Annotated in this window: 20 protein-coding genes and 1 pseudogene; 11 read left to right on the top strand and 10 right to left on the bottom strand. The window is 75.0% G+C overall.

Annotated elements, in window-relative coordinates; genetic code table 11:
- Positions 1-3: 3 nt before the first annotated feature.
- The 3 genes and pseudogenes from IE321_RS14260 to IE321_RS14250 all read right to left on the bottom strand — a co-directional run bounded on the left by IE321_RS14260 (position 4) and on the right by IE321_RS14250 (position 5,434).
- The gene (locus IE321_RS14260) at positions 4-1,581 is read right to left on the bottom strand and encodes a pectate lyase family protein (RefSeq protein ID WP_190223148.1); all 1,578 of its coding nucleotides are present in this window, start codon (positions 1,579-1,581) and stop codon (positions 4-6) included.
- Positions 1,582-2,037: 456 nt separating this feature from the next.
- A complete protein-coding gene (locus IE321_RS14255; RefSeq protein ID WP_190223147.1) occupies positions 2,038-4,551 on the bottom strand; it encodes an FtsX-like permease family protein in 2,514 nt (837 codons plus the stop codon).
- Positions 4,551-5,434 (bottom strand): annotated as a pseudogene (locus tag IE321_RS14250) (ABC transporter ATP-binding protein). Before IE321_RS14250 ends, IE321_RS14255 begins: the two are co-directional and overlap by 1 nt.
- Before the next feature lie 335 nt (positions 5,435-5,769).
- On the opposite strand from IE321_RS14250, the gene IE321_RS14245 reads away from it, so the two are divergent.
- A complete protein-coding gene (locus IE321_RS14245; RefSeq protein ID WP_190223146.1) occupies positions 5,770-6,165 on the top strand; it encodes a VOC family protein in 396 nt (131 codons plus the stop codon).
- A 126-nt stretch (positions 6,166-6,291) separates the two neighbouring features.
- Positions 6,292-6,630: a MazG-like family protein gene (locus IE321_RS14240; protein WP_043225715.1), complete on the top strand. Its 339-nt coding sequence runs from the start codon at positions 6,292-6,294 to the stop codon at positions 6,628-6,630.
- On the opposite strand, the gene IE321_RS14235 is transcribed toward IE321_RS14240, so the two are convergent.
- From IE321_RS14235 to IE321_RS14220, 4 genes are all read right to left on the bottom strand, one after another.
- Positions 6,627-8,207, bottom strand: coding sequence for a SulP family inorganic anion transporter (locus IE321_RS14235; protein WP_079022136.1), 1,581 nt, complete (start codon positions 8,205-8,207; stop codon positions 6,627-6,629). The two genes, IE321_RS14240 and IE321_RS14235, sit on opposite strands and share 4 nt — an antisense overlap.
- Before the next feature lie 261 nt (positions 8,208-8,468).
- The gene (locus tag IE321_RS14230; RefSeq protein ID WP_043225717.1) at positions 8,469-8,948 is read right to left on the bottom strand and encodes a carboxymuconolactone decarboxylase family protein; all 480 of its coding nucleotides are present in this window, start codon (positions 8,946-8,948) and stop codon (positions 8,469-8,471) included.
- Positions 8,949-9,107: 159 nt separating this feature from the next.
- Positions 9,108-9,263 carry a hypothetical protein gene (locus IE321_RS14225; protein WP_043225719.1) on the bottom strand — a complete coding sequence of 52 codons (156 nt, stop codon included), beginning with the start codon at positions 9,261-9,263 and terminating at the stop codon, positions 9,108-9,110.
- Between the two features lie 29 nt (positions 9,264-9,292).
- Positions 9,293-9,871, bottom strand: a complete 579-nt coding sequence (locus IE321_RS14220; RefSeq protein WP_190223145.1) for an SRPBCC family protein — start codon at positions 9,869-9,871, stop codon at positions 9,293-9,295.
- 270 nt (positions 9,872-10,141) lie between these two features.
- Between IE321_RS14220 and IE321_RS14215 the strand changes: the two genes are divergently transcribed.
- Positions 10,142-11,599: a TerD family protein gene (locus IE321_RS14215; RefSeq protein WP_190223144.1), complete on the top strand. Its 1,458-nt coding sequence runs from the start codon at positions 10,142-10,144 to the stop codon at positions 11,597-11,599.
- Positions 11,600-11,606: 7 nt separating this feature from the next.
- On the opposite strand, the gene IE321_RS14210 is transcribed toward IE321_RS14215, so the two are convergent.
- Positions 11,607-12,929 (bottom strand): ROK family transcriptional regulator, encoded by a 1,323-nt coding sequence (locus IE321_RS14210; protein ID WP_190223143.1) that lies wholly within the window; start codon positions 12,927-12,929, stop codon positions 11,607-11,609.
- Positions 12,930-13,096: 167 nt separating this feature from the next.
- Here IE321_RS14210 and IE321_RS14205 point away from each other — a divergent pair, with 167 nt between their 5' ends.
- Positions 13,097-13,396, top strand: coding sequence for a hypothetical protein (locus IE321_RS14205; RefSeq protein ID WP_190223142.1), 300 nt, complete (start codon positions 13,097-13,099; stop codon positions 13,394-13,396).
- Between the two features lie 118 nt (positions 13,397-13,514).
- Here IE321_RS14205 and katG read toward each other — a convergent pair whose 3' ends face one another.
- Positions 13,515-15,704 carry a catalase/peroxidase HPI gene (gene katG, locus IE321_RS14200; RefSeq protein WP_190223141.1) on the bottom strand — a complete coding sequence of 730 codons (2,190 nt, stop codon included), beginning with the start codon at positions 15,702-15,704 and terminating at the stop codon, positions 13,515-13,517.
- Positions 15,705-15,951: 247 nt separating this feature from the next.
- Between katG and IE321_RS14195 the strand changes: the two genes are divergently transcribed.
- From IE321_RS14195 to IE321_RS14165, 7 genes are all read left to right on the top strand, one after another.
- A complete protein-coding gene (locus IE321_RS14195; RefSeq protein ID WP_190223140.1) occupies positions 15,952-16,767 on the top strand; it encodes an alpha/beta fold hydrolase in 816 nt (271 codons plus the stop codon).
- Positions 16,768-16,874: 107 nt separating this feature from the next.
- Positions 16,875-18,713 carry an ABC transporter ATP-binding protein gene (locus IE321_RS14190; RefSeq protein WP_190223139.1) on the top strand — a complete coding sequence of 613 codons (1,839 nt, stop codon included), beginning with the start codon at positions 16,875-16,877 and terminating at the stop codon, positions 18,711-18,713.
- A 186-nt stretch (positions 18,714-18,899) separates the two neighbouring features.
- A complete protein-coding gene (locus IE321_RS14185; RefSeq protein ID WP_190223138.1) occupies positions 18,900-19,172 on the top strand; it encodes a hypothetical protein in 273 nt (90 codons plus the stop codon).
- Between the two features lie 156 nt (positions 19,173-19,328).
- A complete protein-coding gene (locus tag IE321_RS14180) occupies positions 19,329-20,324 on the top strand; it encodes a TIGR03557 family F420-dependent LLM class oxidoreductase (RefSeq protein WP_190223137.1) in 996 nt (331 codons plus the stop codon).
- A gap of 129 nt (positions 20,325-20,453) precedes the next feature.
- Complete coding sequence (locus IE321_RS14175; protein WP_190223136.1) at positions 20,454-22,721, top strand: SpoIIE family protein phosphatase; 2,268 nt, start codon at positions 20,454-20,456, stop codon at positions 22,719-22,721.
- Positions 22,722-22,803: 82 nt separating this feature from the next.
- Entirely contained in the window at positions 22,804-23,292 is a 489-nt protein-coding gene (locus tag IE321_RS14170; protein ID WP_226652248.1) for a hypothetical protein, read from the top strand.
- A gap of 61 nt (positions 23,293-23,353) precedes the next feature.
- The gene (locus IE321_RS14165; RefSeq protein WP_190223135.1) at positions 23,354-23,971 is read left to right on the top strand and encodes a TOPRIM nucleotidyl transferase/hydrolase domain-containing protein; all 618 of its coding nucleotides are present in this window, start codon (positions 23,354-23,356) and stop codon (positions 23,969-23,971) included.
- Between the two features lie 31 nt (positions 23,972-24,002).
- Here the strand turns inward: IE321_RS14165 and IE321_RS14160 are convergent.
- The coding region (locus IE321_RS14160; protein WP_308439705.1) for an alkyl sulfatase dimerization domain-containing protein at positions 24,003-25,028 on the bottom strand (1,026 nt) is incomplete at its 5' end.

The following is a 25,028-nucleotide window of genomic DNA, read 5'->3' as shown; positions in this document are numbered from 1 at the left end:
CCCTTACGCGTACGTCTCGAACTCGGCGACGCGCGGGGTGCCGGTGGCGCCCGTGATCTCGAAGGTGACCTTGCTCAGCGCGGTCGCCGGGAAGGTGACCGTGCCGGCCGCGCCGCCGGTGGCGAGGACGGCTCCGGTGTCGCCGTTCAGGAGGCGCCAGCCGGTGACGGTGCCCGCCCCGGCGGCCTCGCGGACGCGGACCGACGAGATCGTCGTCGGGGAGCCCCACTTGACCGAGACCGAGCCGGTCGTGCCGGCGGGCGACCAGTAGGTGGAGAGGTTGCCGTCACGGACGTTGCCGTAGCTCGTGCCGTCGGCCTTGCTGGAGCCGTCCGAACCGGCGCCGATGCTGAGGTTGGTGCCCGACGGCGGGGCGGTGGTGGCCGTGGCCGTCGGCGTGGGCGTCGGGCTGGCCGTGGCCGTCGGGGTCGGGGACGCGGTCGCGGTGGGCGTCGGGCTCGGCGACTGCGGGGTGCAGGAGCCGTCCGAGACCAGCAGGCCCTTGCCCGCGCCGGCCGTCCGCGCGACCACGTCCGGGACGCAGGAGGCGCTGTCCAGGGTGTAGGCGTACGGCACCGACACGGTGGCGTTGGAGGTCGGGTTCGGGCCGGCGGGGTTGTAGTCGGTGCCCTTGGGGGACCAGGTCACGTTGTCGAAGACGTTGCCGGCGACCTGCCAGTAGCCGGCCGCGTCCGTGTAGAAGGTGCCGAGGACGTCCTTGGAGTCCTCGAAGTAGTTGTTCTCCACCTTGGCGTGGGCGCCGGCGCGGGAGTTGATGCCCGACTCGTTCAGCTGCCGGTAGTGGTTGTCGTACATGTGGGCGGTGCCGCCGCGCAGCAGCGGGGCGCGCGAGTCGATGTTCTCGTACAGGTTGTGGTGGTAGGTGATGAAGCCGTTGCTCAGTTCGGTCTCGCTGGAGCCGACCAGGCCGCCGCGGCCGGAGTTGCGCAGCACGCTGTAGGAGAGCGTCACGTACTGCGTGTTGTCCTTCATGTCGAACAGGCCGTCGAAGCCCTCGGACTCGCCGCCGGACGCCTCCAGGGTGCTGTGGTCCACCCAGACGTTGCGGACGTCGCTCTCCATGCCGATGGCGTCGCCGCCGTTGGAGGTGGGCGAGCCGGACTTCTTGACGTTCTTGACGGTGACGTTCTGGATGATGATGTTGCTCGACTCGCGGATGTGGATGCCGACCTGGTCGAAGACCGCGCCCGCGCCGACGCCGACGAGCGTCACGTTGCTGATCTGCTTGAGCTCGATGACCCCGGCTGCGGTGTTGCAGCTGGTCCCGGACACCTTGGCGGTGTTGGCGTGGTTGATCGTGCCCTCGACCTGGATGGTGATCGGGGTGCTGCTGGAGGCGCGCCCGCAGAGGGCCGCGTGGATCTGGGTGCCGGTGGTCGCCCGGACGGTCTGGCCGCCCGCGCCGCCGGTGGTGCCGCCGTTCTGGCTCGCGTAGCCGGTGGCGCCGGCGGCCACCGCGGCCGATGCCTCCGGGATGGTCAGGATCACGCCGGTGGCGGCCGCGACCGCCAGGGCGGCCAGGGCCGCCTGGAGTCGCGTGGAGGGGGAGCGTCGTCCCATGCTCGCCTGCCCTTTCGTTGGCGTCCGCGCCGGCGGCGTGCCGGCGCGTGACGTGTCGTCGTGAGTCCCGTCCCTGGGCCGAAGCGCTAGAAAGCGCTTTCTGGCGGGTGACGATAGGCGGGCGATCGCGTACCTGACAAGACTTCGGACGTGGCTGGAATCCATGGACCCGCGGCAGGTGCGGGAGCGCTCCCACGGATTGCCCCTTCCTGAGGCATGTGTGCCCGGGGGCGAGGGGGAGGCCGGATGGCGGATGGTGACGACTGGCGACCAGCACCAGCCGGCGACCGGACACCGGCCATCGTCGACCGCCCGACCGTCGACCACCGACCACCGACCACCGACCACCGACCACCGACCACCGACCACCGACCGTCGACCACCGACCACCGACCACCGACCACCGACCACCGACCACCGGCCGGTCCGCCCACCGGGGCGGACCGGCCGGAAGGATCACCGGTGCCGCAGCGCCGCCCGGGCCGGGAGCGCGGTGGAGACGAGCCCCAGGGCCACGACTCCCGCGGCGAGGGAGCCGTACAGCAGCGGCGGGACGTGGGGCGCCTCGCCGGTGAGGCCGTTCGTCATCGGCACCAGGGTCGCCAGCGCGATCGCCGAGCCCAGCACCAGGCCGCCGACGGCGACCAGCAGGGCCTCCAGGCGGATCATGCGCAGCACCTGACGGCGGGTGGTGCCGATCAGCCGCAGGGTGCCCAGCTCGCGGCGCCGGTGGAGGACGGTCATCACCAGCGTGTTGGCGGCGGCGACGGCCGCGAAGCCGCCGAGGACCGCGGCCATCGTGCGGTTCGCCCAGGCGCTCAGCTCGCGCTCCGGAGCGTGCGCGGCCGCGGCGCCGTCGGGGCCCGTGACCGCGCCCAGCGCGGCCAGGCCCTCGGCCGTACCGCCCCGGACCAGCAGCTCGGTCGGGTACGGAGAGGTCACCCGGCCCGTCAGGTCGGACTGCGGCAGCGTCACCTCCGCGACGCCGAGGCCCCGCGCGTACGTCGCCACGACCAGCGGCTTCGCCTCGCCGCCGTCCGGCATCCGCAGGGTCAGCCGCTCGCCCGTCCGCACGCCGGCCGAGTCGGCGAGCCGCTGGTCCACGGCCACCGTGCCGGGCCGCAGGTCCGCGAGCGCGCCCGTCCGCACGCCGAGGTCCTGCACCGGTGACGGATCGGCGGAGACGGCCTGTGCGGAGGCCGGGGCGAACTGGACGTCGGACGGGACGAGGACGGAGGTCCGCAGCACCGTCACGGCGGCCCTCACGCCCGGCTCCCGGGCCGCGCGCTCCGCCGCGTCGCCCGGCAGGCCGGCCGGGTCCGCCACGACGTGGTCCGCGGTCACCGCCGCCCGCCGCTGGTGCTCGGCGGCCCGGTCCGTGCTCGTGTGCAGGAAGAGCAGGGTGGAGACGAAGGCGGTCGCCAGCACGATCGGGGTGATCGCGGAGGCCAGCCGCCGGGCGTTCGTGCGGGAGTTGGCGGCGGCCAGGTGACCGGAGGCGCCCGAGCGCCCCAGCACCGTCCCCGCGAGCCCCGCGCAGACCCGGGCCACGACCGGCCCGAGCAGGGCGACCGCCAGCATGTACAGCATCACGACGCCGAGGGCCGTGTTCGCCGCGGCGTCGCCGGACAGCCCCGCCGACACCCCCGCGAAGACCGTGCCGCCGACCAGCGCGGCGATCCCCAGCGGGGTCCGCACCCGACCCACCGCGGCCCGCTCCACCTGGGCCTCGGCCAGGGCCCGGCCCGGCTCGGTCCGCGAGGGCCGGCGCGCCGCGAGCAGCCCGCCCAGCAGCGCGGTCACCACCACGGCGGCCACCGCCACCCCGTACGGCAGCACGCCCCGGTCCAGGGCGAGGCCCTCCGGCACCGCCCCCTTCGCCCGCAGCTGCCCGAACCACCAGACGGCCAGGGCCGTCCCGGGCAGGCAGCCGAGCACCCCGGCGAGCGGGGCCACCAGCAGCGCCTCGGTCGCGATCGACCGCCTCAGCTGCCGGGGCGTCGCCCCGATCGCCCGGAGCAGCGCGAACTCACGGCTCCGCTGCCCCACCGACAGCGCGACCGTCCCCGCCGCCGTGAAGACCGCGACCATCGTCGCGACGCCGCCGAACGACCCGCCCAGCCCCATCAGGAGCTCCCGCGCGGCCGGCACCGCCGTGCCCTCCGCGAGGGCCCGGTCGTCCCCGGTGAGCACCCGCGCGCGACCGTCGAGCGCGGCCGCCACCCGGTCCGCGACCGCGCCCGCGTCCGCGCCCTCCCGGGGGAGGACGGCGATGGCGTCGGCCTTCCCCGGGTGACCGGAGACGGCGAGCGCCCCTGCGTCCGAGAACCACACCCCGGGGGTCCCGGACGTCCCGGACACGGTGAACTCCCGCTCCCCGCCCGGTGTGCGCAGCACGACCCGCTCGCCCACACCGACGCCGGAGCCGTCGGCCGGGCCCGCACCCGCGTGCGTACCCGTCCCGATCACAGCCTCGCCGGCCCCCGGGGCGCGCCCGGAGGTCAGGCCGGCGCCGGTGAAGGACGTCGAGCCCCAGCCGGAGGCGGTGAGCGGCGATGAGGCGCCGCCGCCGGGCGTGAGGATCCGCACCGGGAAGGCGACGTCGGCGACCGCCCGGGCCACGCCCGGGACCCCCGCCGCCTTCCCGGCCAGAGCGGCGTCCAGCCGCGCCCGGTCCGGCACCGGGGAGGAGGCCTCGTCGCGCTCGTCGCCCAGGTCCACCGTCATGTGGACCTCCTGGTCGGCGGCCGCGACCACGGGCACGCCCGCGTACCGCGCGGCCGGCAGGGAGGCGGTCGCACCGGTCTGGAGGAGGAGTCCGCAGCCGGAGACGACGGCGGCCGCGAGGAGCAGCGCGACGAAGGTGCCGACGAAGGAGGACGGCTTGAACCGCACGGCCGCGCGGGCGAGCCCGTTCGGCCGGAAGGACCGGCGGGCGGGTGCGGGGGCGGGGTGGGTGCGGAAGGACATCAGCGCGCCACCGCCGTGCCGGCCGCACCGGCGAACCCGGCGGGGGCCGCCGGGGCCGTGAGCGCCGCCATCCGGGCCGCGATCCGGTCCGGAGCCGACCGGTCCAGGGTGTCGGCGATCGACCCGTCCGCGAGGAACAGGACCCGGTCCGCCCAGGCCGCCGCGACCGGGTCGTGGGTGACCATGACGACCGTCGCGCCCAGCGTGTCCACCGCGTCGCGGAGCAGCGCGAGCACCTCGGCCGCCGTCGTCGTGTCGAGCGCGCCGGTCGGCTCGTCGGCGAAGACGACGTCGGGCCGGGTGACGAGCGCTGGCCGCCGGACAGCTCCGAGGGCCGGCGCCCGGCCTTGCCGTCGAGGCCGACCCGGGCCAGCAGGTCGGCGGCCCGCCGCCGGTCGGGCCGCTGCCCGGCCAGCCGCATCGGCAGCAGCACGTTCTGCTCGACGGTGAGCGAGGGGAGCAGGTTGAACGCCTGGAAGACGAAGCCGAGCCGGCTGCGGCGCAGCTCGGTCAGCCGGTTCTCGCTCAGCCCGGTGATCTCGGTGCCGCCGAGCCGGACCGAGCCCGAGGTCGGCCGGTCGAGCCCCGCCGCGCACTGGAGGAAGGTCGACTTGCCCGATCCGGACGGCCCCATCACGGCCGTGAAGCTGCCGTGCGGGAGGGCCAGGTCGAGCCCCCGCAGCGCATGGACGGCGGAGCCGCCCCGGCCGTACTGGCGCCGCACGCCGCCGAGCTCCACGGCGTACCCCGACGGGTGCCCGACCGGGTGTCCGACCGGGTGCCCGACCGGGTGTCCGGCGGGGCGCCAGGGCGGCGCCGGATGGGCGTCCGCCGGCCGTCCGTGGTCGTGGTCGCGTCGCGTGCCGCCGCGTCGCAGGCGCATGGTGTCTCCGCTCTCGTACCTGGGTGGTTCCCTTCGAACCTACGGAAACGGGCAGGTCAGGGACCATGACGGCGGCAGGTGGATCATTACGGGGGTTTTCCCCACCCCCGGCCCACCAGGTGACCGCCGGACCCGGCGCGCGACCTGACGACCCGCCGGAAACCGGTGGGTGGCGGGCGGTCCGCCGTGATAGGCACTACCTGCACGGGGGAGGTGCGGGCCGGTCACGGGCGCGCACGCGCGCATGGAGGTCCGGCGGGCGGGAGCGGCCGGACGTCGCGGCTCACCGCCCCCGTTCGACCGGCACCATCGAACGGAACAACGGGAGACAGCGCATGCGCGTGAAAGCCTTCGACCACCTCGTCCTCAACGTCACCGACGTCGAGCGGTCCCTCGCCTTCTACACCGGTCCCCTCGGCCTCGCGCCGGAGCGGGTGGAGGAGTGGCGGGCCGGAAAGGTGCCGTTCCCGTCCGTGCGCATCGACGAGGGCAGCGTCATCGACCTCTTCTCCCGCCCCCGCGGCGAGTCCAACGTGGACCACATCTGTCTCGTCGTCGACCCGCTCGACTGGCAGGAGGTCATAGGCTCCGGCGCCTTCGACGTCGTCGAGGGGCCCGTCCCGCGCTGGGGCGCCCGCGGCTCCGCGCAGTCCGTCTACGTGAAGGACCCGGACGGCAACACCGTCGAGCTCCGCTGGTACCCCCAGGACGTCCCCGCCGAGGACGCCTAGCCCTCCCGCGCCCGTGGCCGGCCGCGTACGGCCTCCGGCTCCGGGGCCGCACCCGGCCGCGGGCCCCGGAGCCGTACGCGTCCCCGGCCCCGCGTGTCCGCCCCGGGAAGCTGACAGGCTGCGGGGATGAGCGACGAAGAGACCTGGACCACCGTCACCCGCCTCCACGACTGGCTCACCGCCCATCAGGCGGTACCGCCGGGGCAGGAGGTCCTGCTGCGGGTCCTCAAGCTCTCCGAGGAGGTCGGGGAGGCGGCGCAGGCGGTGATCGGGGCCACCGGGCAGAACCCCCGCAAGGGCACCAGCCACAGCTGGGAGGACGTCCAGGCCGAACTCTGCGACGTCGTCATCACCGCGATGGTCGCCCTGCGCACCCTCACCCCGGACGCGCCCGAGGTCTTCGCCGGCCACCTGCGCCGGGTGGCGGCCCGCTCGCTGCCGGGCGAAGAGCCCGAGGTTCCCTAGCCGACGGAGGCGGAGGCGGGCTCGGGGGTGCTGTCCGGGGCGTCCGCGGGGGCCGGGACGGCTGCCGGAGCGGCGCCGAGGCGGGCGCGCAGGGCGGCGCCCTCGGGGTCGAGTCCGGTGAGTTCGACGGTCTTGCCGTGCCGGGCGTACGCCGCCGCGACGGAGTCCAGCGCGGCGACGGCGGTCGCGTCGGAGACCCGTGCGGCGGACAGGTCGATCACCACCCGGTCCGGGTCACCGGCGGGATCGAAGCGGTCGGCGAAGGCTTCCGCCGAGGCGAAGAACAGCTCGCCCGAGACCCGGTGGACGACCGTCGTGCCGTCGGGGTCGGTGACCGAGGTGACGACCGTCCGCCGGGCGACCCGCCGGGTGAAGACGAGGGTCGCGGTGAGGGAGCCGATGATCACGCCGAGGGCGAGGTTGTGGGAGACCAGGACGCACGCCAGCGTGACCAGCATGACGACGGTCTCCCCGACGGGGGCCCGCCGCAGGGTGCGCGGGGCGACCGACTCCCAGTCGAAGGCGGCCACCGACACGATGACCATGACCGCCACCAGCGCGGCCATCGGGATCCGAGAGACCACCGGCCCGAGGGCCACGCACAGGCCCATCAGGAACGCGCCCGACAGGAAGGTGGAGAGCCGGGTCCTGGCGCCCGCCACCTTCACGTTCATCATCGTCTGGCCGATCACCGCGCAGCCGCCCATCCCGCCGAACAGGCCGGTGACGACGTTCGCGACGCCCTGCCCGACCGACTCGCGGGTCTTGCTCGACGGCGTGTCCGTGAGCTCGTCGACGAGCTTCGCCGTGAGCAGCGACTCCACCAGGCCGACGAGGGCGACGGCGAAGGCGTACGGGGCGATGGTGGTCAGCGTGCCGATCGTGAACGGCACGTCGGGCAGGCCCGGCACCGGCAGCGCCGACGGCAGCGCGCCCCGGTCGCCGACGGTCGGCACGGCGATCCCGGCCGCCACCGTGACCAGGGTCAGGACGGCGATCGTGACGAGCGGGGCGGGCACCAGGGTCGTCACCCGGGGGAAGAGCACGAGCAGGACGATCCCGGCCGCGATCAGCCCGTAGACGGCCATGGGCACGTTCCGGGTCTCGGGCAGCTGGGCGAGGAAGACCAGCGCGGCGAGCGAGTTCACCGAGCCGACCAGGACCGGCCGCGGCACGAACCGCATCAGCTTGGCCACGCCCACGAGCCCCAGCACGATCTGGAAGACGCCGGCGAGGATGACCGTGGCGATCAGGAACTGCACGCCGTGCTCGCGGTTGACCGGCGCGATGACGAGCGCCACGGCCCCGGTGGCGGCGGAGATCATCGCCCGCCGGCCGCCGACGATCGCCGTGGTCACGGCCATCGTGAAGGAGGCGAAGAGTCCGAGCGCCGGATCGACGCCGGCGATCACGGAGAAGGCGATGGCCTCGGGGATCAGCGCCAGGGCGACGACGAGCCCCGCCAGCACCTCGGTCCGCCACACCCGGGGGTCACGCAGCCAGTCGGGCTTCAGGGCACGGAGCCGGGAGGCGGCCGGAGCGGGGCGGGCGGGGGCGGGGACGGCGGGGGAAGGCAAGGAAGAGCGACCTGTCGTACGAAGGAGGGCGGCCACCCGGGCGTGGGCCCGGCGGTCGGGGGCGACCCACCGACTTTACCCGCCGGCTCACCGCCCGCCCGTTCGGCAGCTCGCCCGTTCGATCCGGGCGTCTTCCGCCGCGAGGTGCGCGCGGTCCGGCCGGGGCCGTGTCCGGGCGGCCGCGCCGGGCGGGTCGCGCACCTCCGCGCGGCCGGGCCCGTCACGTGCCGCCGGAGGGCTCGGACCGGGCGCGGCCGGTGGTCAGCTCGGTCGTACCGGGTGCTTGCTCAGGACGGACACGCGGTTGAAGGCGTTGATGGCGATGGCCACCCAGACGACGGCGGAGAGCTCGGCGTCGTCCAGGACCTCGCGGGCCTCGGCGTAGGCCCGCTCCTGCGCGTCGGCCTCGGCCGGGTGGGTGGTGGCCTCGGCCAGGGCCAGCGCGGCCCGCTCGCGCGGGGTGAAGAGCGCGGTGTCCCGCCAGGCGGCGAGCACTCCCAGCCGACGGGGGGTCTCGCCGGCGGCGAGCGCGGCGCGGGTGTGGGTGTCGAGGCAGTAGGCGCAGCCGTTGAGCTGCGACACCCGCAGGTTCACCAGCTCGACCAGGATCCGGTCGAGCCCCGCGGCGTCGGCGGCGGTCCGGACCGTCTGCGCGGCCCGGACGAAGGCCCGGTAGGCGTCCGGGGTCTGCTTGTCCAGGTAGATCCGCTGCCCGGCCGATGCCGCCACGACGTCGCTCACTGTCCGCTCCTTCGCCGGTCCCGCGCGTGCGGCGGGGCCTGGGCCTCATCTTCCCCCGAACAGTAGTTGAAAATCAAACTAAAGGTTGCCGCCTCCTTCCCCGTGCGGGAGTCCGCCGCCCGCGAGGGGCGGCGGACTCCGATGACGAGGGTGCGCGGATCACCAGCGGTACCACCGCGAACCCGAGCTGCGGAACAGGAAGCCCAGCGCCCACAGGATCAGCACCGCCAGAGCGATGTACCAGAGGGCCTCGACGGCGAAGCCGGTGCCGAACAGCACCAGGATCAGCAGGAGGACGAGCAGAAGAGGGACCATGACGAAGCCTTTCGCGTATCGGGGGGGGCTCAGCGCGGCGGCATCGGCTGCCGCTCGGGCGGAGGATCCGGGGGATCCGGGGGATCGGAGGGATCGGCCGGGGGCGGGGAGACGGGCGGTACGGGGCCCGGCGCCGGGTTCCGCGGCCGGCCCGCGTCGCCCGGCCGGAGGCGGCCGCGCCAGGCGCCGGTCGCCGCGTGTCGGTCCTCGACGAAGTCCTTGAACCGCCGGAGGTCGCCCGAGACCCGGCTCGACACGATGCCCAGCGCCGCCGCCGCCCGCTCCGTCATCCCCTCGGGCTCGACCTCCATCGCCAGCCGCACGCGCGTGTGGCCGGCGTCGATCGCCTCGAAGGTGACGACGCCCCGGTGCCGGACCCCGCCGCTCAGGGTCCGCCAGGCGATCCGCTGGTCCGGCAGCTGGTCGACGATCTCGGCGTCGAAGTCCCGCCGCACCCCCGCGATCCCCGTCCGCCAGCGCAGGTGACGCGCGTCGGTCTGCTCCACCGCCACCACGCCGTGCATGAAGCGGGGGAACTCCTCGAACTGCGTCCACTGGTCGTACACCCGCCGCAGCGGCGCGTCGACCCTGATCGTGCCGTGCACCACCGCCCTCACCTCCTCGGACGCCCGAGCGGAACCGGCGTCACACCCCCGCGCATGCCCTGCACCGCCCGCCCCACTCGCGAAACCGCGAACCGAGCCCTCGGCGGGTGCCGTCGAGCGGGGAGCGCCGCGGGTGCCGGCCGCGGCCGGGACGCCGAGGACGGTCACGGCGGACGGGTACGCGCCGGTTCGACACTTGTCGGCGGGCCGCCGGTCGCGGAGGATCTTCCTTGTTCGACCAGGTGGGGATACGAGGGGAAGGGTTCGAGCGGGATGACGACGCTGAACAAGGGGGGCAACGGCTTCGTGCCCTCGGTGCCGTTGCGGATCGTCGTGCGGGGGCGGGGGGTGGACGCGATGGCGCTCCTCCTGACCGAACGGGGGCTCGTCCGGGGCGACGCCGACGTGGTCTTCCACGGGCAGCCCGCGCACCCGAACGGTGCCGTACGGCTCCTCCGGGCCGAGGACGGCACCGACTGGCTGGAGCTCGGGCTGCCGACCCTCGAACCGGACGTCGCCCGGGTCCTGGTCGTCGGCTCCACGGACCGCGGCGCCCTGCGCGACGTGCCCGGACTCGGCGTGGCCGCCTTCGCGCCCGACGGCACCCCGGTCGCCGACTACGAGGTGGCCGAGGCGGCGGGGGAGACCGCGATGGTCCTCGCCGAGCTCTACCGGCGGGCCGGCGGCTGGAAGTTCCGGGCCGTCGGACAGGGCTGGGCCGACGGTCTGGAGGGCCTCGCCACCGACCACGGCGTCCACGTGGCCGACGCGGAGCCGCAGGCTCCCGCGCCGACGCCGCCCGTCTTCTCGGCGCCCGCACCGACGCCGCCCGTCTTCTCGGCGCCCGCACCGACGCCGCCCGCCTTCGGGGCCCCCGCGCCCGCCCCGGCGCCCCCCGCTTTCCCGGCGCCCGCCCCGGCCTTCGCGCCGCCGTCCGCGCCCGTGGCACCCGCGGCCCCCGCCCCGCCGCCCGCGCCCGTACCGCAGCAGTACCCCGCCCCCACCCCCGCCGCGCCCGCACCCGCGCCCGTGGCGGCCGGCCAGGACGAGGCGTGGGCGTACGGCCCGGTGTTCGCGCCGTACACGGAGACGGGGCGCGACAACGAGGTCATCACGGTGGAGGGGCTGCCGCCGGGGCCCGTCGTCGTGCAGCTGGAGGTGCCGGAGGCGGGGTACACCGGTCTCACGCTCCTCGACCGGCGCAACAAGGAGGGGGACAACCTCGTCAACAGCACCGAGGACCACTACTTCGGCCGGGTCCTCGCCACCGTCCCCTCCCACGGCACCCTGCGGTTCCGCCTGGAGGCCGAGGGGCACTGGAGGGTGGAGGTCTCACCGCTCGCGAGTGCCCGGCGGCTGACCGAGGAGGAGGCGCAGTTCCAGGGGCCGGACGTGCTGCTGCACACCGGCGGGGTCGCCGATCTGGCGATCCACTACCGGGGCGACGACAACCTCATCGTCAACGTGTTCGAGCTGACCGGCCACGACGACCACACCGTCCTGCCGGACGACGAGAACGTCGTCAACGAGATCGGCAAGCGGCGCGAGACCGTGCCGCTCACCGAAGGACCCCTCGTCGTCCAGTTCGAGATGGCGGACGGGCCGTGGCGGGCCCGGCTCAAGCGCGTCCAGCCGCGCACCCGCTCGCTGTTCGAGGGCGGTGTGCCGGTGAACCCCTGGCACGTGCCCGCCCCGGCCGAGCGGAAGGGCTGGTTGTCCCGAGGCCGCTGAGGGCGCGTCAGGGGCAGGGCGTGACGGGTGGCGGTCCGCCGAAGACCTCGTCGCGGACCGCCGTCAGCGCGAGGTCGAGCGCCCCGGCGAGCACCGGGTTCCCGGTCACGGCCGACAGCCGGATCCGGGCCCGGGAGTGGGCGAGCGCGTGCAGCTCGCGCTCGACCAGCGCGCGCAGCGGCTCGCCCCCCGCCGCGCAGAGCCGGCCCGCGAGCACGACGAGGCCCGGGTCGACGACGGTCACGATCGAGGCCAGCCCCGAGGCGAGTCGCCCGGCCACCGCCGCGAGCCCCGCCCGCGCGGCCTCGACGCTCTCCGGGGCCCCGCTTCCGGCTCCTGCCACGGCCGCAGCCCCGACCCCCGCCATGCCCCCGGCCCCGGCCCCGTCCTCGGCCCCAGCGCCGGTCCCGGCCTCCGCGCCCGTCCCGGGCCCCGCCCCCGCCCGCCGTACCGCCTCCGTGACCGTCTCGGTGAAGTCCGCGCCCGGCACCCCGTGGGCGTGGAGCAGGTCCCGGATCGCCTCGCCACCGGCGAGTTCCTGGTAGCCGTGGCGGCCGTAGGGGTGGCCGGCCTCGCGGGCGGTGGGGGCGCCGGGGAGGGGGAGGTAGCCGACCTCGCCGGCGCCGCCGAAGTGGCCGCGGTGCAGGCGACCGCCGATCACCAGGGCCGCGCCCAGGCCCTCGTCGGCCCACAGGAGGACGAAGTCCGGGCAGTCGGCGGCGGCGTGGGCGCGTTCGGCGACGGCCGCGAGGTTCACGTCGTTCTCGATCCGGACGGGCAGCCCGAGGGCCTCGGCGAGGGTCCGTTCCACGTCCGGGAAGAGCCAGGCCGCCATGTCCTCCTCGCTGGCGTAGGCGAGCCGGCCGGTCGTCGGGTCCACCGCTCCCTGCACCCCGACCACGACCCGCCGCGGCGGCCGGGGGGCCGGGGCCAGGGCGAGGGCCGCGCGCAGCGCCTCGTCCAGCGCCTCCCGGCCGGGCCCGGCCGGCACCGGCGCCTCCGCCTCGCCGAGCACCGCCCCGGCGAGGTCGGCGGTGCGCACCGCGATCCGGTCCGGCGTCACGTCGACGGCCGTCGCGTAGGCCGCCGCCGCGTTCACCCGGTACGTCTCCGGGACACGGCCCGGCAGGCCGGTGCGCAGCCCGTTGCCGACGACGAGGCCGGCACCTTCGAGCCGGGCCAGGACCTGGGAGGCGGTGGGCTTGGACAGACCGGTGAGCCGGCTGATCTCGGGTCGGGTGAGCGGCCCCTGACGGAGCAGCAGGTGCAGCGCGGCGCGGTCGTTGACCGCCCGCACGAGCCCGGGAGTCCCCCGGACGAGCTCGGTCACTTGCCCTCCGCACGCGGGTCGGCCTCGGTTCGAACGGCCAGCCTACAGCGCGGTTCCGGGCGCTTTGAGGGGCCGGAGCGGCCGGGCGTCCCGGGGGAGGTGTGGCCCGTTCGGTGGACGCCGGGACCGGTCGCGTGTCCCCCGGCGGAACGTTCCGTTGTGAGGGTGTGACCTCACCTCGACGCATCTCCTCGGTCCTCGCCGTCGCCGCCGCGTTCACCTGCCTCGGCGGTGCCGCCTCGCAGGCCGTCGCCGCGCCCGCCGGCCCGCTCGGCCCGCCGATCAGCCCGATCGCCGAACTGGACGCCCTCGCCACCACCGGCATGACGGAGGAGGCCCGTGCCGCCTACCCCGGTGTCGGTGAGCAGCTCGGCGGGCTGAGCCGGGTCAACGAACTCCACCAGCTGCACCAGCTCACCGACCAGGCCGCGCCGGTCACCGGGCTGCTCCCCGAGATCTCCACCTGACCGCCGCCCCCCGCCCCACCGCCCCGCGGGCGCCCCGCACGACTCCGGCGCCCGGACGGTCGCAGCACGACCGTCCGGGCGCCGGCCCGCGTCCGGAGCCGCCCGGGGCGGCGGACCGTCAGCGCAGGTCGAAGCGGTCCAGCTTCATCACCTTCGACCAGGCGGAGACGAAGTCACGGACGAACTTCGCGTCCGCGTCCTTCGCGGCGTACACCTCCGACAGGGCCCGCAGCTGGGCGTGGGAGCCGAAGACCAGGTCGACGGCGGTGCCCGTCCACCGCTGCTCGCCGGTGGCCCGGTCGCGGCCCTCGTAGACGTTCTCGTCCCGCTCCGAGACCTTCCACTCCGTGCCCATGTCGAGCAGGTTGACGAAGAAGTCGTTCGTCAGGCTGCCCGGACGGTCGGTGAGGACGCCGTGGCGCGCCCCGCCGTGCCCGGTGTCGAGCGCCCGCATCCCGCCGATGAGCACGGTCATCTCCGGCGCCGTGAGCGTGAGCATGCTGGCCCGGTCGAGGAGCAGCGTCTCCGGGGACAGCTTCTCGCCCGGGCGCAGGTAGTTGCGGAAGCCGTCGGCGCGCGGTTCGAGGACCGCGAAGGACTCCACGTCCGTCTGCTCCTGGGTGGCGTCCGTCCGCCCGGGGGCGAAGGGCACGGTCACCGTGTGACCGGCGTCCGCGGCGGCCTTCTCGACGGCGGCGCAGCCGCCCAGCACGATCAGGTCGGCCAGCGAGATCCGGGTGTTGTCGCTCCGGCCGGCGGTGAACTCCTCGCGGAGGGCGTCCAGGGTGCGCAGCGCCTCGGCGATCTCGGGCAGGTCGTTGACCGGCCAGTCCTTCTGCGGCGCGAGCCGGATCCGGGCGCCGTTGGCGCCGCCGCGCTTGTCGGTGCCGCGGAAACTGGCCGCCGACGCCCAGGCGGTGGTGACCAGCTGGGGCACGCTCAGCCCGGAGGAGAGGATCCGCTCCTTGAGCGCGGCGATGTCCTCGTCGGAGACGAGGTCGTGGTCGACCGGCGGGACCGGGTCCTGCCAGAGCTGCGGCTCCGGGATCCACGGGCCGAGGTAGCGCGACAGCGGGCCCATGTCGCGGTGGAGCAGCTTGAACCAGGCCCTGGCGTACGCGTCCGCCAGCAGCTCCGGGTTCTCGTGGTAGCGGCGGGCGATCGGCCCGTACACCGGGTCCATGCGCAGCGCCAGGTCGGTCGTCAGCATCATCGGCGCGTGCCGCTTCGACGGGTCGTGCGCGTCCGGGACGGTGTCCTGGGCGGCCGGGTCGGTGGGCTTCCACTGCTGGGCGCCGGCCGGGCTGGTGGTCAGCTCCCACTCGTACCGGAAGAGGTTGTCGAGGAAGCCGTTGTCCCAGGTGGTCGGGTGGTTCGTCCAGGCTCCCTCCAGGCCGCTGGTGAGGGAGTCGGAGCCGGAGCCGGTGCCCTGGCGGTTCTTCCAGCCGAGGCCCTGCTGCTCGACCGGCGCGGCCTCCGGCTCCGGGCCGATGTGCTCGGGGCCGACGGCGCCGTGGCACTTGCCGAAGGTGTGGCCGCCGACGATGAGCGCGACCGTCTCCTCGTCGTCCATCGCCATCCGCGCGAAGGTCTCGCGGATGTCGCGGGCGGCGGCCAGCGGGTCCGGATTGCCGTTCGGGCCCTCCGGGTTGACGTAGATGAGGCCCATCTGGACGGCGCCGAGCGGGCCCTTCAGCTCCCGGTCGCCGCTGTAGCGCTCGTCGCCGAGCCAGGTGTCCTCCGGGCCCCAGAAGATCTCCTCCGGCTCCCAGATGTCCTCGCGGCCGAATCCGAAACCGAAGGTCTTGAACCCCATGGATTCCATCGCGCAGTTTCCGGCGAAAACCAGAAGATCGGCCCAGGAGATCTTCTGTCCGTACTTCTGCTTGACCGGCCACAGGAGCCGGCGCGCCTTGTCCAGGCTCGCGTTGTCCGGCCAGCTGTTCAACGGCGCGAATCGCTGGGCGCCGCTTCCGCCGCCGCCCCGGCCGTCGGCGATGCGGTACGTGCCGGCCGCGTGCCAGCTCATCCGGATGAAAAGCGGACCGTAATGGCCGTAATCCGCCGGCCACCAGTCCTGCGAATCCTTCATCAGGGCGAAGACGTCGCGCCGCAGCTCCTCGACGTCGAGTCCGGCGAACTCCTTCGCGTAGTCGAAGCCCTGGTCGAGGGGGTCGGCCTGCGGATCGTTCCGATGGAGTACGGAGAGGTCCAGCTGGTTCGGCCACCAGTCCCGATTGGTCCGGGGCCGGGTGTCCTTCGGGCTGGGGGAGGGAATTGCCGGGTTCTCGCTCTCGCTGCCGGTCACGTACGGCCTTCTTCCTGTGTGCGTGCTTCTTTCCCGCCGCCGGCCGGAATTCTCACGGCGGCGCGTCCGTATGGTCGCGCACCGAGGTGCTCGCGGCCACGCGAACACGCAGGGCCGGGCCGTGCGGAATGACGCCGGAAGGGCCGCCGGCCCCGTGCGGACGCGTTCCTGTTGAGCCCCCGGAATCGCCTCCCTACGCTGAAAAGGTCCGCGGTTCGGGAAATGGGCGAGCGACCGGGAGGTGCCGATGGCCGGCGTCGTCGCGCACCGCGCCGTCCTCGGCGACGGACGCCCCACGCTGCCGTACGCGGAGACCGGACGGCCCGGGAACGGGCCGCCGCTCGTCCTGGTCCACGGCTACGCCGACTCCTGGTGGACCTGGGAGCCGATGCTGCGGGCCATGCCGGCCGTCCTGCACGCCTACGCGCCCACCCAGCGCGGCCACGGCGACGCCGGAAAACCGGAGGAGGGCTACCTCCCGGAGGACTTCGCCGACGACCTGGTCGCCTTCCTCGACCACCTCGGCATCGAGCGGGCCGTCCTGGTCGGCGGGTCGAGCGGCGGCGTCCAGGCGCGGATCGTGGCCGGCCGGCGGCCCGACCGGGTCGCCGGACTCGTGCTCCTCGGGGTCCCCGCGCTGCTCGCCGACAAGCCCGGAGTCACCGGCTTCTGGGAGGCCGTCCGGGCCCTGGAGGACCCCGTGGACCGGGCGTTCGCCGCCGAGTTCACCCGCGGGCTCGTCGTCGGCAGGGTGGCGCCCGGCTTCCTGGAGACCGTCGTCGACGAGAGCCTGAAGGCCCCGGCCCGCGTCTGGCGCGAGACCCTGCGCGGCCTCCTGGAGACCGACCTCGCGGCCACGCTCACCGGGATCCTCGTGCCCACCCTCGTCGTCTGGGGCGACCAGGACCCCCTCCTCACCCGTTCGGACCAGCAGCTGATCCTCGACGCGATCCCCGACTCGCGCCTCCTCGTCCACGAGGGCGCGGGTCACGTCGTGTACTGGGAGGACCCGGACCGGGTCGTGCGCGAACTCGCCGCCTTCGCCGCCGCGCTGCGCCGCTGACCGTACGCCCTCCGGTCCGCGCCCGGCCGGAAAACCCGTGGACCGGCGCGCCCGCCCTCCGCCACACTCCGTCACCGAACGTATCGGAACGACGACGGAAGGTCGTGATGGGAACGTCAGAACAACGCGACGGCGGACCGGGCAAAGGCTCCGTCCGCCTCGCGCTCCGCCATTACGGGGGAGAGCTGGTCCGGCTCCGGCGGGTGGCCGTGCCCGCGCTGCTGCTGCCGGCGCTCGGCAACATCGGGATCCAGTACCTCGCTCCGCTCGTGGTCGCCAAACTCGTCGGCCGGGTCGCCGACGGCGGCCCCACCACCTTCTCCGCGGTGCTGCCCTACGCGCTGGTGTTCGCCGCCGTCCTGCTGCTCGGCGAGGCGCTGTGGCGGGTCGGCTTCCACTGCCTCAACCGGCTCGACGCCCGGGGCATCGAGCACCTCTACGTCGTGGGCATGGACGAACTCCTCGCCAAGGACGCCGCCTTCTTCCACGACAACTTCGCCGGCTCGCTGACCAAGCGGGTCATCAGCTTCGCCTCCCGGTTCGAGGACTTCGTCGACACCCTGACCTTCCAGGTGATGGGCAGCCTCGTCCCGCTGCTGTTCGCCTCGGTGGTCCTGTGGCAGTACGACCCGACGCTCGTGGTCGGCCTGCTGGTCATGATCGCGCTCACCGGGTTCTGCGTCTTCCCGCTGGTGCGGCGCCGGCAGCGGATCGTCGCCGACCGCGAGAAGGCCATCGCCCGGGTCTCCGGGCACGTCGCCGACGTGCTCACCAACATGGACAGCGTCCGCTCCTTCGCCGCCGAGCGGCGCGAGGCCGACGAACACCGCTCGCGCGTCGCCGAGTCACGGCGGATCACCCTGCGCTCCTGGGACTACGGCAACCTGCGCATCGACACCCTGGTCGCGCCGCTCTCGGTCCTCACCAACGTGCTGGGGCTGGTGCTCGCGCTGATGCTCGGCGCGGGGGAGCGGGGCGTGGAGGCGATCATCGTGGCGTTCACGTACTACGCCAACGCCACCCGGATCATGTTCGAGTTCAACCAGATCTACCGGCGGCTGGAGAGCTCCATGACGGAGGCGGCCCAGTTCACCGAACTCCTCCTGGAGCCGCCGACGGTGCTCGACCCGCCCGCCCCGGAGGCGCTCGCGGGCCGGTCCGGCGCGGTCCGCTTCGAAGGGGTGCACTTCGCCCACCGGGGCGCGAAGCCGCTCTTCGAGGGGCTCGACCTGGACGTGCCCGACGGCACCAAGGTCGGCTTCGTCGGCCGCTCCGGCGGCGGCAAGACCACCCTCACCCGGCTGCTGCTGCGGATGACCGACGTCGACGGCGGACGGATCCTGATCGGCGGTCAGGACATCAGCCGCATGCGCCAGTCGGACCTGCGCGGCCTCATCGCCTCGGTCCCGCAGGACCCGGCGATGTTCCACCGCACCCTCCGGGAGAACATCGCCTTCGCCCGCCCCGGGGCCACCGAGGCGGAGGTCCGCCGGGCCGCCGAGGCCGCCCACGTCACCGAGTTCGCCGACGCGCTGCCCGAGGGCTTCGACACCCTGGTCGGCGAGCGCGGGGTGAAGCTCTCCGGCGGGCAGCGGCAGCGGGTCGCGCTCGCCCGGGCGATCCTGCGCGACGCGCCGGTCCTGCTGCTCGACGAGGCGACCAGCGCCCTCGACTCCGAGAGCGAACTCCTCGTCCAGGACGCCCTGTGGCGGCTGATGGAGGGCCGGACCGCGCTCGTCGTCGCACACCGGCTGTCCACGGTCGCCGGGATGGACCGGCTCGTCGTCCTCGACCGCGGCCGGATCGTCGAACAGGGCGGCCACCACGAACTGCTCGCCGCCGACGGCACCTACGCCAAGCTGTGGCGGCACCAGTCGGGCGGCTTCCTCGAAGGGGCCGGGGCCGACGGCGACCGGACCAGCCCGGAGGCCACCGTGTCCCGCTGACCCCGTGACCCCTCCGACCAGCGGATTCGCCCGGGCCGCCGGCCCGGCGGCTGCGGGCCGTGCGGGTGCGGACACGGTCCGCGTCTGCCAGCCTGGTGCCAGCGTGCCCGGCACAACGCCTTGACGGAAACCGTCCGTCCCACCGCCTCCGGGCGGTGGGACGGCGTACGACGGAAGGAGGCGGCCATGCTCATCGGCCACGCCTTCGAAGAGGGCGTCCTGCACCTGTCGCTCCCGGGCGACCTCGCTCTCACCAGCCGGTCCGCGGCCGACCTGGAGGCCCAGGCCCTGGCCCTGGCCCACCGGCCCCGGCTCGTCCGGGTCCAGCTCTCCACCGCGGACCCCTCGCCCGCCTCCCTGAGCGTGCTCTCCCGCGTCCGCCGCTTCTGCGAGAACGTCCGCATACCCCTCACCGTCGTCAGGGCGGTCAGGGCCGCGGCGGCCCGGCTCCGCGAGTAGCCCGCCCCGTCCCGCCGGGCGGAGCCCCGCCCGGCGGGACGGCGGGGGCCGAATCCCGCCGCGGTGCCCGCCGCGCGACCACGTGCGGGGCGGCGCCGGTCCGGCCGGTCGCCCGGCTTCCGTTTACGGGCGGGCGGCTCCGGCAAGGCGCCGCGCATGACACATTTCGGCTACACGATGATGACCGAGCAGGCGGGCCCGCGTGAGCTGGTCGACCACGTGGTCGAGGCGGAACGGGTCGGCTTCGACTTCTCCGTGGTGTCCGACCACTACTTCCCGTGGCTCGACGCGCAGGGGCACTCGCCGTACGCCTGGAGCGTGCTGGGGGCGGCCGCCCAGGCCACCACCCGCATCCCGCTGATGACCTTCGTGACCTGCCCGACCTTCCGCTACCACCCGGCGGTCGTCGCGCAGAAGGCGGCGACGGTGCAGCTGCTCTCCGAGGGCCGCTTCCGGCTGGGCCTCGGCTCCGGCGAGAACCTCAACGAACACGTCACCGGAGCCGGCTGGCCCACCGCCCGGACCCGGCTGGAACGCCTGGAGGAGGCCGTCGACATCATCCGCGCCCTCTTCGCCGGCGAGGACGTCACCTACCACGGGCGCCACTTCGACGTGACCGCCGCCCGCCTCTGGGACCTGCCCGACCGGCCGCCCCCGCTCGGCATCGCCGCCTCGGGACCGCGCTCCTGCGCGCTGGCCGGCCGCCGTGCGGACCTCCTCGTCGCCGTCGAGCCGCGCCGCGACCTCACCGAGGACTTCGACCGGCACGGCGGCACCGGAAAGCCGAGGATCGGCCAGCTCGCGCTCTGCTACGACACCGACCGGGACGCCGCCGTGGCCCGCGCCCACGAGCAGTTCCGCTGGTCGCTCGGCGGCTGGCGGGTCAACCCCGAGCTGCCGCTCCCGGCCGGCTTCGCCCAGGCCACCCGGCACGTCACGCCCGAGGACGTGGCAGGGGCGATCCCCTGTGGCGACGACCCGGGCGCGGTCGTCGAGGCCGCCGACGCCTACCGGCGGGCCGGCTTCACCGACCTCGCGCTCGTCCAGATCGGCGGCGGGCACCAGGCCCCCTTCCTGGAATGGGCCCGCACCACCCTGCTGCCCGCCCTCCGCGCGGCCTGGGGGACCGGGGCCGACGCCACCACGCATTGAGGGGACCGGGGCCGACGCCACCACGCATTGATACGACTTTAAGGTCTTTTGTCCCTGTATGCGCATACCTCTTCGCTGCCACCCTCGTGGGTGGGGAAGTCCACGGGGGAACACGAGGAGGTCCTGTCGATGACCGGCACCACCACGCCGTACCGGGCGGGTGCCGCACCGGCGCCGGGGAGCGGCCACGCCGTCTCCCCCCGGGTGATCGGGCTGGTTCTGGCCCTGGTCGCCGCACTGTACGTCGTCGCGCCCGCCATGAACGCGGCCGTGGCCCCCCTCGTCCACACCGACCTCGGCGTCACCGCCGAGGACAACGCCGTCGCCCAGATCGCCGGCGCCTGCCTCGCCATCGGCGTCCTCGCGGTCACCGGCAGGGCCGGCGACCTCAAGGGCCGCCGGGCCACCCTCACCGCTTCCCTCGCGGCGCTCTGCCTCGGCTCCGCCGCCCTCGCCGTCTCCTTCGACCCCGCCACCTACGTGCTCGGCCGGATCGTGGTCGCCGCCGCGCTCGCCGCCGTCTTCGTCTCCTGCCTCGCCTTCATGGCCACCGTCTCCATGCCCGGCCGGATCCGGCGGATCATGGGCGGCTGGCTCGCCGCCATGTCCGCCGGCTTCGTGCTCGCGGTCAACCTCGCCCCGCACGCCGCCGCCCTCACCGGCTGGCGGATCACCGCCGCCCTCATGGCCGCCGCGGCGGCCGCCGCCCTGCTGCTCGTCCGCCGGCTGCTCCCCGAGGCGGGGCCGCTCGCCCGCGAGGCCCTGCCCGACGCCGTCCGCACCCTCGCCCGCGTGCTGGGCGCGGTCAGCCTGGCGGCCGCCCTCCAGCTCGCCCCGCTCTGGGGCTGGCAGGACCTCAGGGTCGGCGCCCTGCTCGCCGCCGCCGTGCTCGCCTGCGCCGCGGCCCGGGCCAGGGCCCTGCGCCGCGCCCCCGAGCGCCGCAGGGCCGAGCAGGTGCCCGGTGCCGTGTGGACCGGGGCGCTGGTCGCGGGCCTCGCCCTCGGCTTCACCCAGGTCGTCCTCACCATGGCCGTGCCCACGCTGGTCTCCGCCGTGGGCTTCGCCGGCTGGATCACGGCGCTCGTGCTCTCCGCCTTCGGCGTCGGCGGCGCCGCCGCCTGCCTCCTGATCCGTCACCGGAACGTCTCCCCGCTGGCCGGGGCCTCCCTCGGGCTGCCGCTGGCCGCGCTCGGGCTGGCGCTGCTGCACGCCCTGGTCGACCACGCCTCGCACGCCCTGGTCGGCGGCTTCGCCGTCGTCACCCTCGTCGGCTTCGGCACCATGCTGGCCGCCGCCCCGCAGATGGCCCGCTTCCTCGCCGCCGTCCCCCGCCCGCACCTGGGCGTGAACGCGGCCCTGCTGCCCGTGGCGATCCTGGTCGGCACCGCCGCCGCCCAGGCGCTGCCCTACACCTCCGCCCTGGGGCCCATGCCGTTGCCGACCGAGGCGCGCGAGCTGCTGTGGGTCGGCACGATCGTGGTCGCGGTCGCCGCGCTCGCCCTGGGCCGGCCCGTCGTCGCCCTCGTCGTGGCCGCCGCCTCGGTCCTCCAGTACGTGATGGTGGACGCCGACACCAGCCAGCCCATGAGCGTGATCGTCGCCCTCGGCGTGGGCGCGGCCGCCGGGGCCGTCGCCTGGTCGCGCCGCGAGCAGACCGAGCGGCTGACCCGGACCCGCGAGACCGCCAGCGCCCTCCAGTGCGCGGTGCTCCACCCCATCCCGTCCCGGCTGGGCGGCCTGCGCCTCGCCGGCCTGTACCGTCCCGCGACCGCCGGCACCGCGATCGGCGGCGACTTCCTCGAAGCCCTCGACACCCCCTACGGCACCCGCATCCTCATCGGCGACGTGCGCGGCAAGGGCCTCCAGGCCGTCCAGACCGTCACCGACCTCCTGGGCTGCTTCCGCAGCCGGGCCCACGAGACCGAGGACCTCGGCGAGGTCGCCGCCTCCCTGGACCGCCAGGTCCGGCGGGCCGCCCTGGCCCGCGGCGACGAGGAGCTCTTCGCCACCGCCCTCCTCCTCCAGCACTCCGGCCCCTCCCAGGACCTCCACGTGGTGAACTGCGGTCACCTCGCCCCGCTGGAGGTCGGTCCCGCGCGCACCCGCGAGCTGGACGTCCCCGCCGTCCTCCCGCTCGGCTTCGGGCTGCTGGACGCCGCCGGAGCCGTACGGCCCCACCAGGTCTCCCTCGACCCCGGCGCCACCCTGCTCACCCACACCGACGGCCTCAGCGAGGCGCGGAACTCCAGCGGCGAGTTCTACCCCCTGGCCGAGCGGCTCGTCTCCGTCGGCCGGCACACGCCCGACGACCTGGTCCGCCACCTCGACGACGACGTCCGCGACTGGACCCACCACCTCGCCGACGACATCGCCGTCATCGCCCTCGGCCCCCGCTGAACGCCGGTCCCGGGATGCGGGGTGCCGGACGCTGCCGTTGACTGGCTCCGACGAGGACGGGCGAGCCGAGGGAGACCACGAGATGACCGGACGCTGGGTACGGGGCGCCGCGGGCGGCCTGCTGGCGGGAGCCGTCCTGATGGGCACGGCGGGCTGCTCCGACGACGGCGACAACCCCGTGTCGGGGGCGGTCAGCGAGGCCGCCTCGGCGGTGGCCTCCGCCGCCGAGGGCGTCACGGACGCCGCCTCCGAGGCGGCCGACAAGGCCGAGGCGCAGATGGCGGAGATCAAGGACGGCGTCGACGCCAAGGACGAGGTGGAGCTCGGCGACCCCGCCACCGACGCCGACGGACGCACCACCGTCCCGGTCACCGTGCGCAACACCGACGACGCGTCCCGGTCCTTCGCCATCCAGGTGCGGTTCGAGGACGGCGACGGCAAGCTGCTCGACGCCGTGGTCCTCACGATCTCGGACGTGCCCGCCGGAAAGCCGGGCGACGGCACCGCCCGCAGCACCCACAAGCTCTCCGGCTCCGTGACCCCCACGGTCGCGAGCGCCCTGCGCTACTGAGCCCGCCGCGCCCGGCGGAAAACCGGTACCGTCCGGGCCGTCCGGCGCCCAGACTCCTCCCATGACCGACATGGACGCCTTCCGGACCGCCGTCACCGCCTGGGCGGCCGGCGGACCGGGCGACACCGCGCGCGACCTCGCCGCCCGCCTGCCCGTGCGCACCGTGGTGCTCCTGGAGGGGCGCAGCGACGTCGCCGCCGTCGAGGCCCTGGCCGCCCGCCGGGGTCGTGACCTCGCCGCCGAGGGCGTCGGCGTGCTCTCCATGAACGGCGCCACCAACGCCGCCCGGCACGCCCGGCTCCTCGGCCCGTCCGGCCTCGGCCTGCGCCTCACCGGCCTGTGCGACGAGGCGGAGCGCGCCCACTACGCCCGCGGCCTGGCCGCCGCGGGGGCGGATCCGGACGGTTTCTTCGTCTGCGTCGCCGACCTGGAGGACGAACTGATCCGGGCCCTCGGCGTGGACCGGGTCGGCGAACTCGTCGACGCCGAGGGGGAGGGCCGGGCCCTGCGCACCTTCCTGAACCAGCCCGCCCAGCGCGACCGCGGCCCGCTGCCGCGGATGCGCCGCTTCCTCGGCACGACCTCGGGACGGAAGATCCGCTACGGCCGCGTCCTCGTCGAGGGCCTGGACCTCGGCCGCGTACCGGCCCCGCTCGACGACCTCCTCGCCTCCCTCTGAGCGGGCCCGGGGCGGTCGGGGCCCCGGCCCGTCACGGCGTCACGATCGGGAAGTCCGGCTCGGGCGTGTCGAGGACGCCGAGGAGCCGGGAGAGCACGGTCCGGTCGCCGTCCATGGTGATGCCCGCGGTGCCCTGGCCGGCGAGCAGCCGCAGCAGCTGCGGCCGGGTCATCGTCAGGGTCAGGGCGGCGTCCGGCGCGGGCCGGTCGTCGCTGGTCCAGGTCAGCAGTCCGTTGACGAGGCGCAGGTGCCAGTACGTGTCGCCGATGTGCCAGTCCAGGACGAGCCGGAGCGACCAGGCGCGGGGGCCGTCGACCCGTACGGCCATGCTGTCGACGATCTGCCCGACGGTGAGCGCCAGGTACATGTCGGGGCCGAGGGAGGCGGTGGCGTGCGGGGTGATCCCGTGCAGCAGTTCCTGGGCGGCGGTGAGGTAGAAGTTCCGCCAGACGGCGTTCTCCGCCTTGCGGCCGAGGCGGGTGTACAGCTCGGCCAGCTGACGGCGGGAGCGTTCGTTCCGCGGGTCGTCGAAGACGGCGTGGTTGAGCAGGGTGACGGCGAAGCGGAGGTCGCCGCGGTCGGCGTAGTGCCGGGCCCGGGCCCGGACCGCCGCCTGGCCGCCGAGGGTCTCCACCCAGCGGCGGGCCTCCTCGGCCGGCGGGTGCTCCCACAGGTGGGCGGGGTTGCCGTCGAACCAGCCCATGTAGCGCTGGTAGACGGCCTTGACGTTGTGGCTGAGCGAGCCGTAGTAGCCGCGGTTCGCCCAGACCCCTTCGAGCGCGGGCGGGAGGCGGAAGGTCTCGGCGATCTCGGTGCCGGTCAGGCCCCGGTTGATCTGGCGGACGGTCTGGTCGTGCAGGTAGCCGTAGAGGTCCCGCTGGTGGGTGAGGAGCTCGACGATGGTGTCGTTGCCCCAGGTGGGCCAGTGGTGGGAGGCGAAGGCGACGTCGGCGGCCCCGGTGTAGAGGCCGATGGACTCGGTGAGGTAGCCGGCCCAGGCGTGGGCGTCGCGGACCTGGGCGCCGCGCAGGGTGAGGATGTTGTGCATGGTGTGGGT

The organism is Streptomyces hydrogenans (assembly GCF_014656075.1).
Lineage (GTDB): Bacteria > Actinomycetota > Actinomycetes > Streptomycetales > Streptomycetaceae > Streptomyces > Streptomyces hydrogenans.
Note: the sequence above shows the minus strand (reverse complement) of the source record. Positions and strands in the feature narration are given on the sequence as shown.

What these genes read in the sequence shown, in the direction of transcription:
- IE321_RS14260 (WP_190223148.1), bottom strand. Translation starts at nt 1,581, where the DNA reads ATGGGACGACGCTCCCCCTCCACGCGACTCCAGGCGGCCCTGGCCGCC.
- IE321_RS14255 (WP_190223147.1), bottom strand. Translation starts at nt 4,551, where the DNA reads ATGTCCTTCCGCACCCACCCCGCCCCCGCACCCGCCCGCCGGTCCTTC.
- IE321_RS14245 (WP_190223146.1), top strand. Translation starts at nt 5,770, where the DNA reads ATGCGCGTGAAAGCCTTCGACCACCTCGTCCTCAACGTCACCGACGTC.
- IE321_RS14240 (WP_043225715.1), top strand. Translation starts at nt 6,292, where the DNA reads ATGAGCGACGAAGAGACCTGGACCACCGTCACCCGCCTCCACGACTGG.
- IE321_RS14225 (WP_043225719.1), bottom strand. Translation starts at nt 9,263, where the DNA reads ATGGTCCCTCTTCTGCTCGTCCTCCTGCTGATCCTGGTGCTGTTCGGC.
- IE321_RS14215 (WP_190223144.1), top strand. Translation starts at nt 10,142, where the DNA reads ATGACGACGCTGAACAAGGGGGGCAACGGCTTCGTGCCCTCGGTGCCG.
- IE321_RS14195 (WP_190223140.1), top strand. Translation starts at nt 15,952, where the DNA reads ATGGCCGGCGTCGTCGCGCACCGCGCCGTCCTCGGCGACGGACGCCCC.
- IE321_RS14190 (WP_190223139.1), top strand. Translation starts at nt 16,875, where the DNA reads ATGGGAACGTCAGAACAACGCGACGGCGGACCGGGCAAAGGCTCCGTC.
- IE321_RS14185 (WP_190223138.1), top strand. Translation starts at nt 18,900, where the DNA reads ATGCTCATCGGCCACGCCTTCGAAGAGGGCGTCCTGCACCTGTCGCTC.
- IE321_RS14180 (WP_190223137.1), top strand. Translation starts at nt 19,329, where the DNA reads ATGACACATTTCGGCTACACGATGATGACCGAGCAGGCGGGCCCGCGT.
- IE321_RS14175 (WP_190223136.1), top strand. Translation starts at nt 20,454, where the DNA reads ATGACCGGCACCACCACGCCGTACCGGGCGGGTGCCGCACCGGCGCCG.
- IE321_RS14170 (WP_226652248.1), top strand. Translation starts at nt 22,804, where the DNA reads ATGACCGGACGCTGGGTACGGGGCGCCGCGGGCGGCCTGCTGGCGGGA.
- IE321_RS14165 (WP_190223135.1), top strand. Translation starts at nt 23,354, where the DNA reads ATGACCGACATGGACGCCTTCCGGACCGCCGTCACCGCCTGGGCGGCC.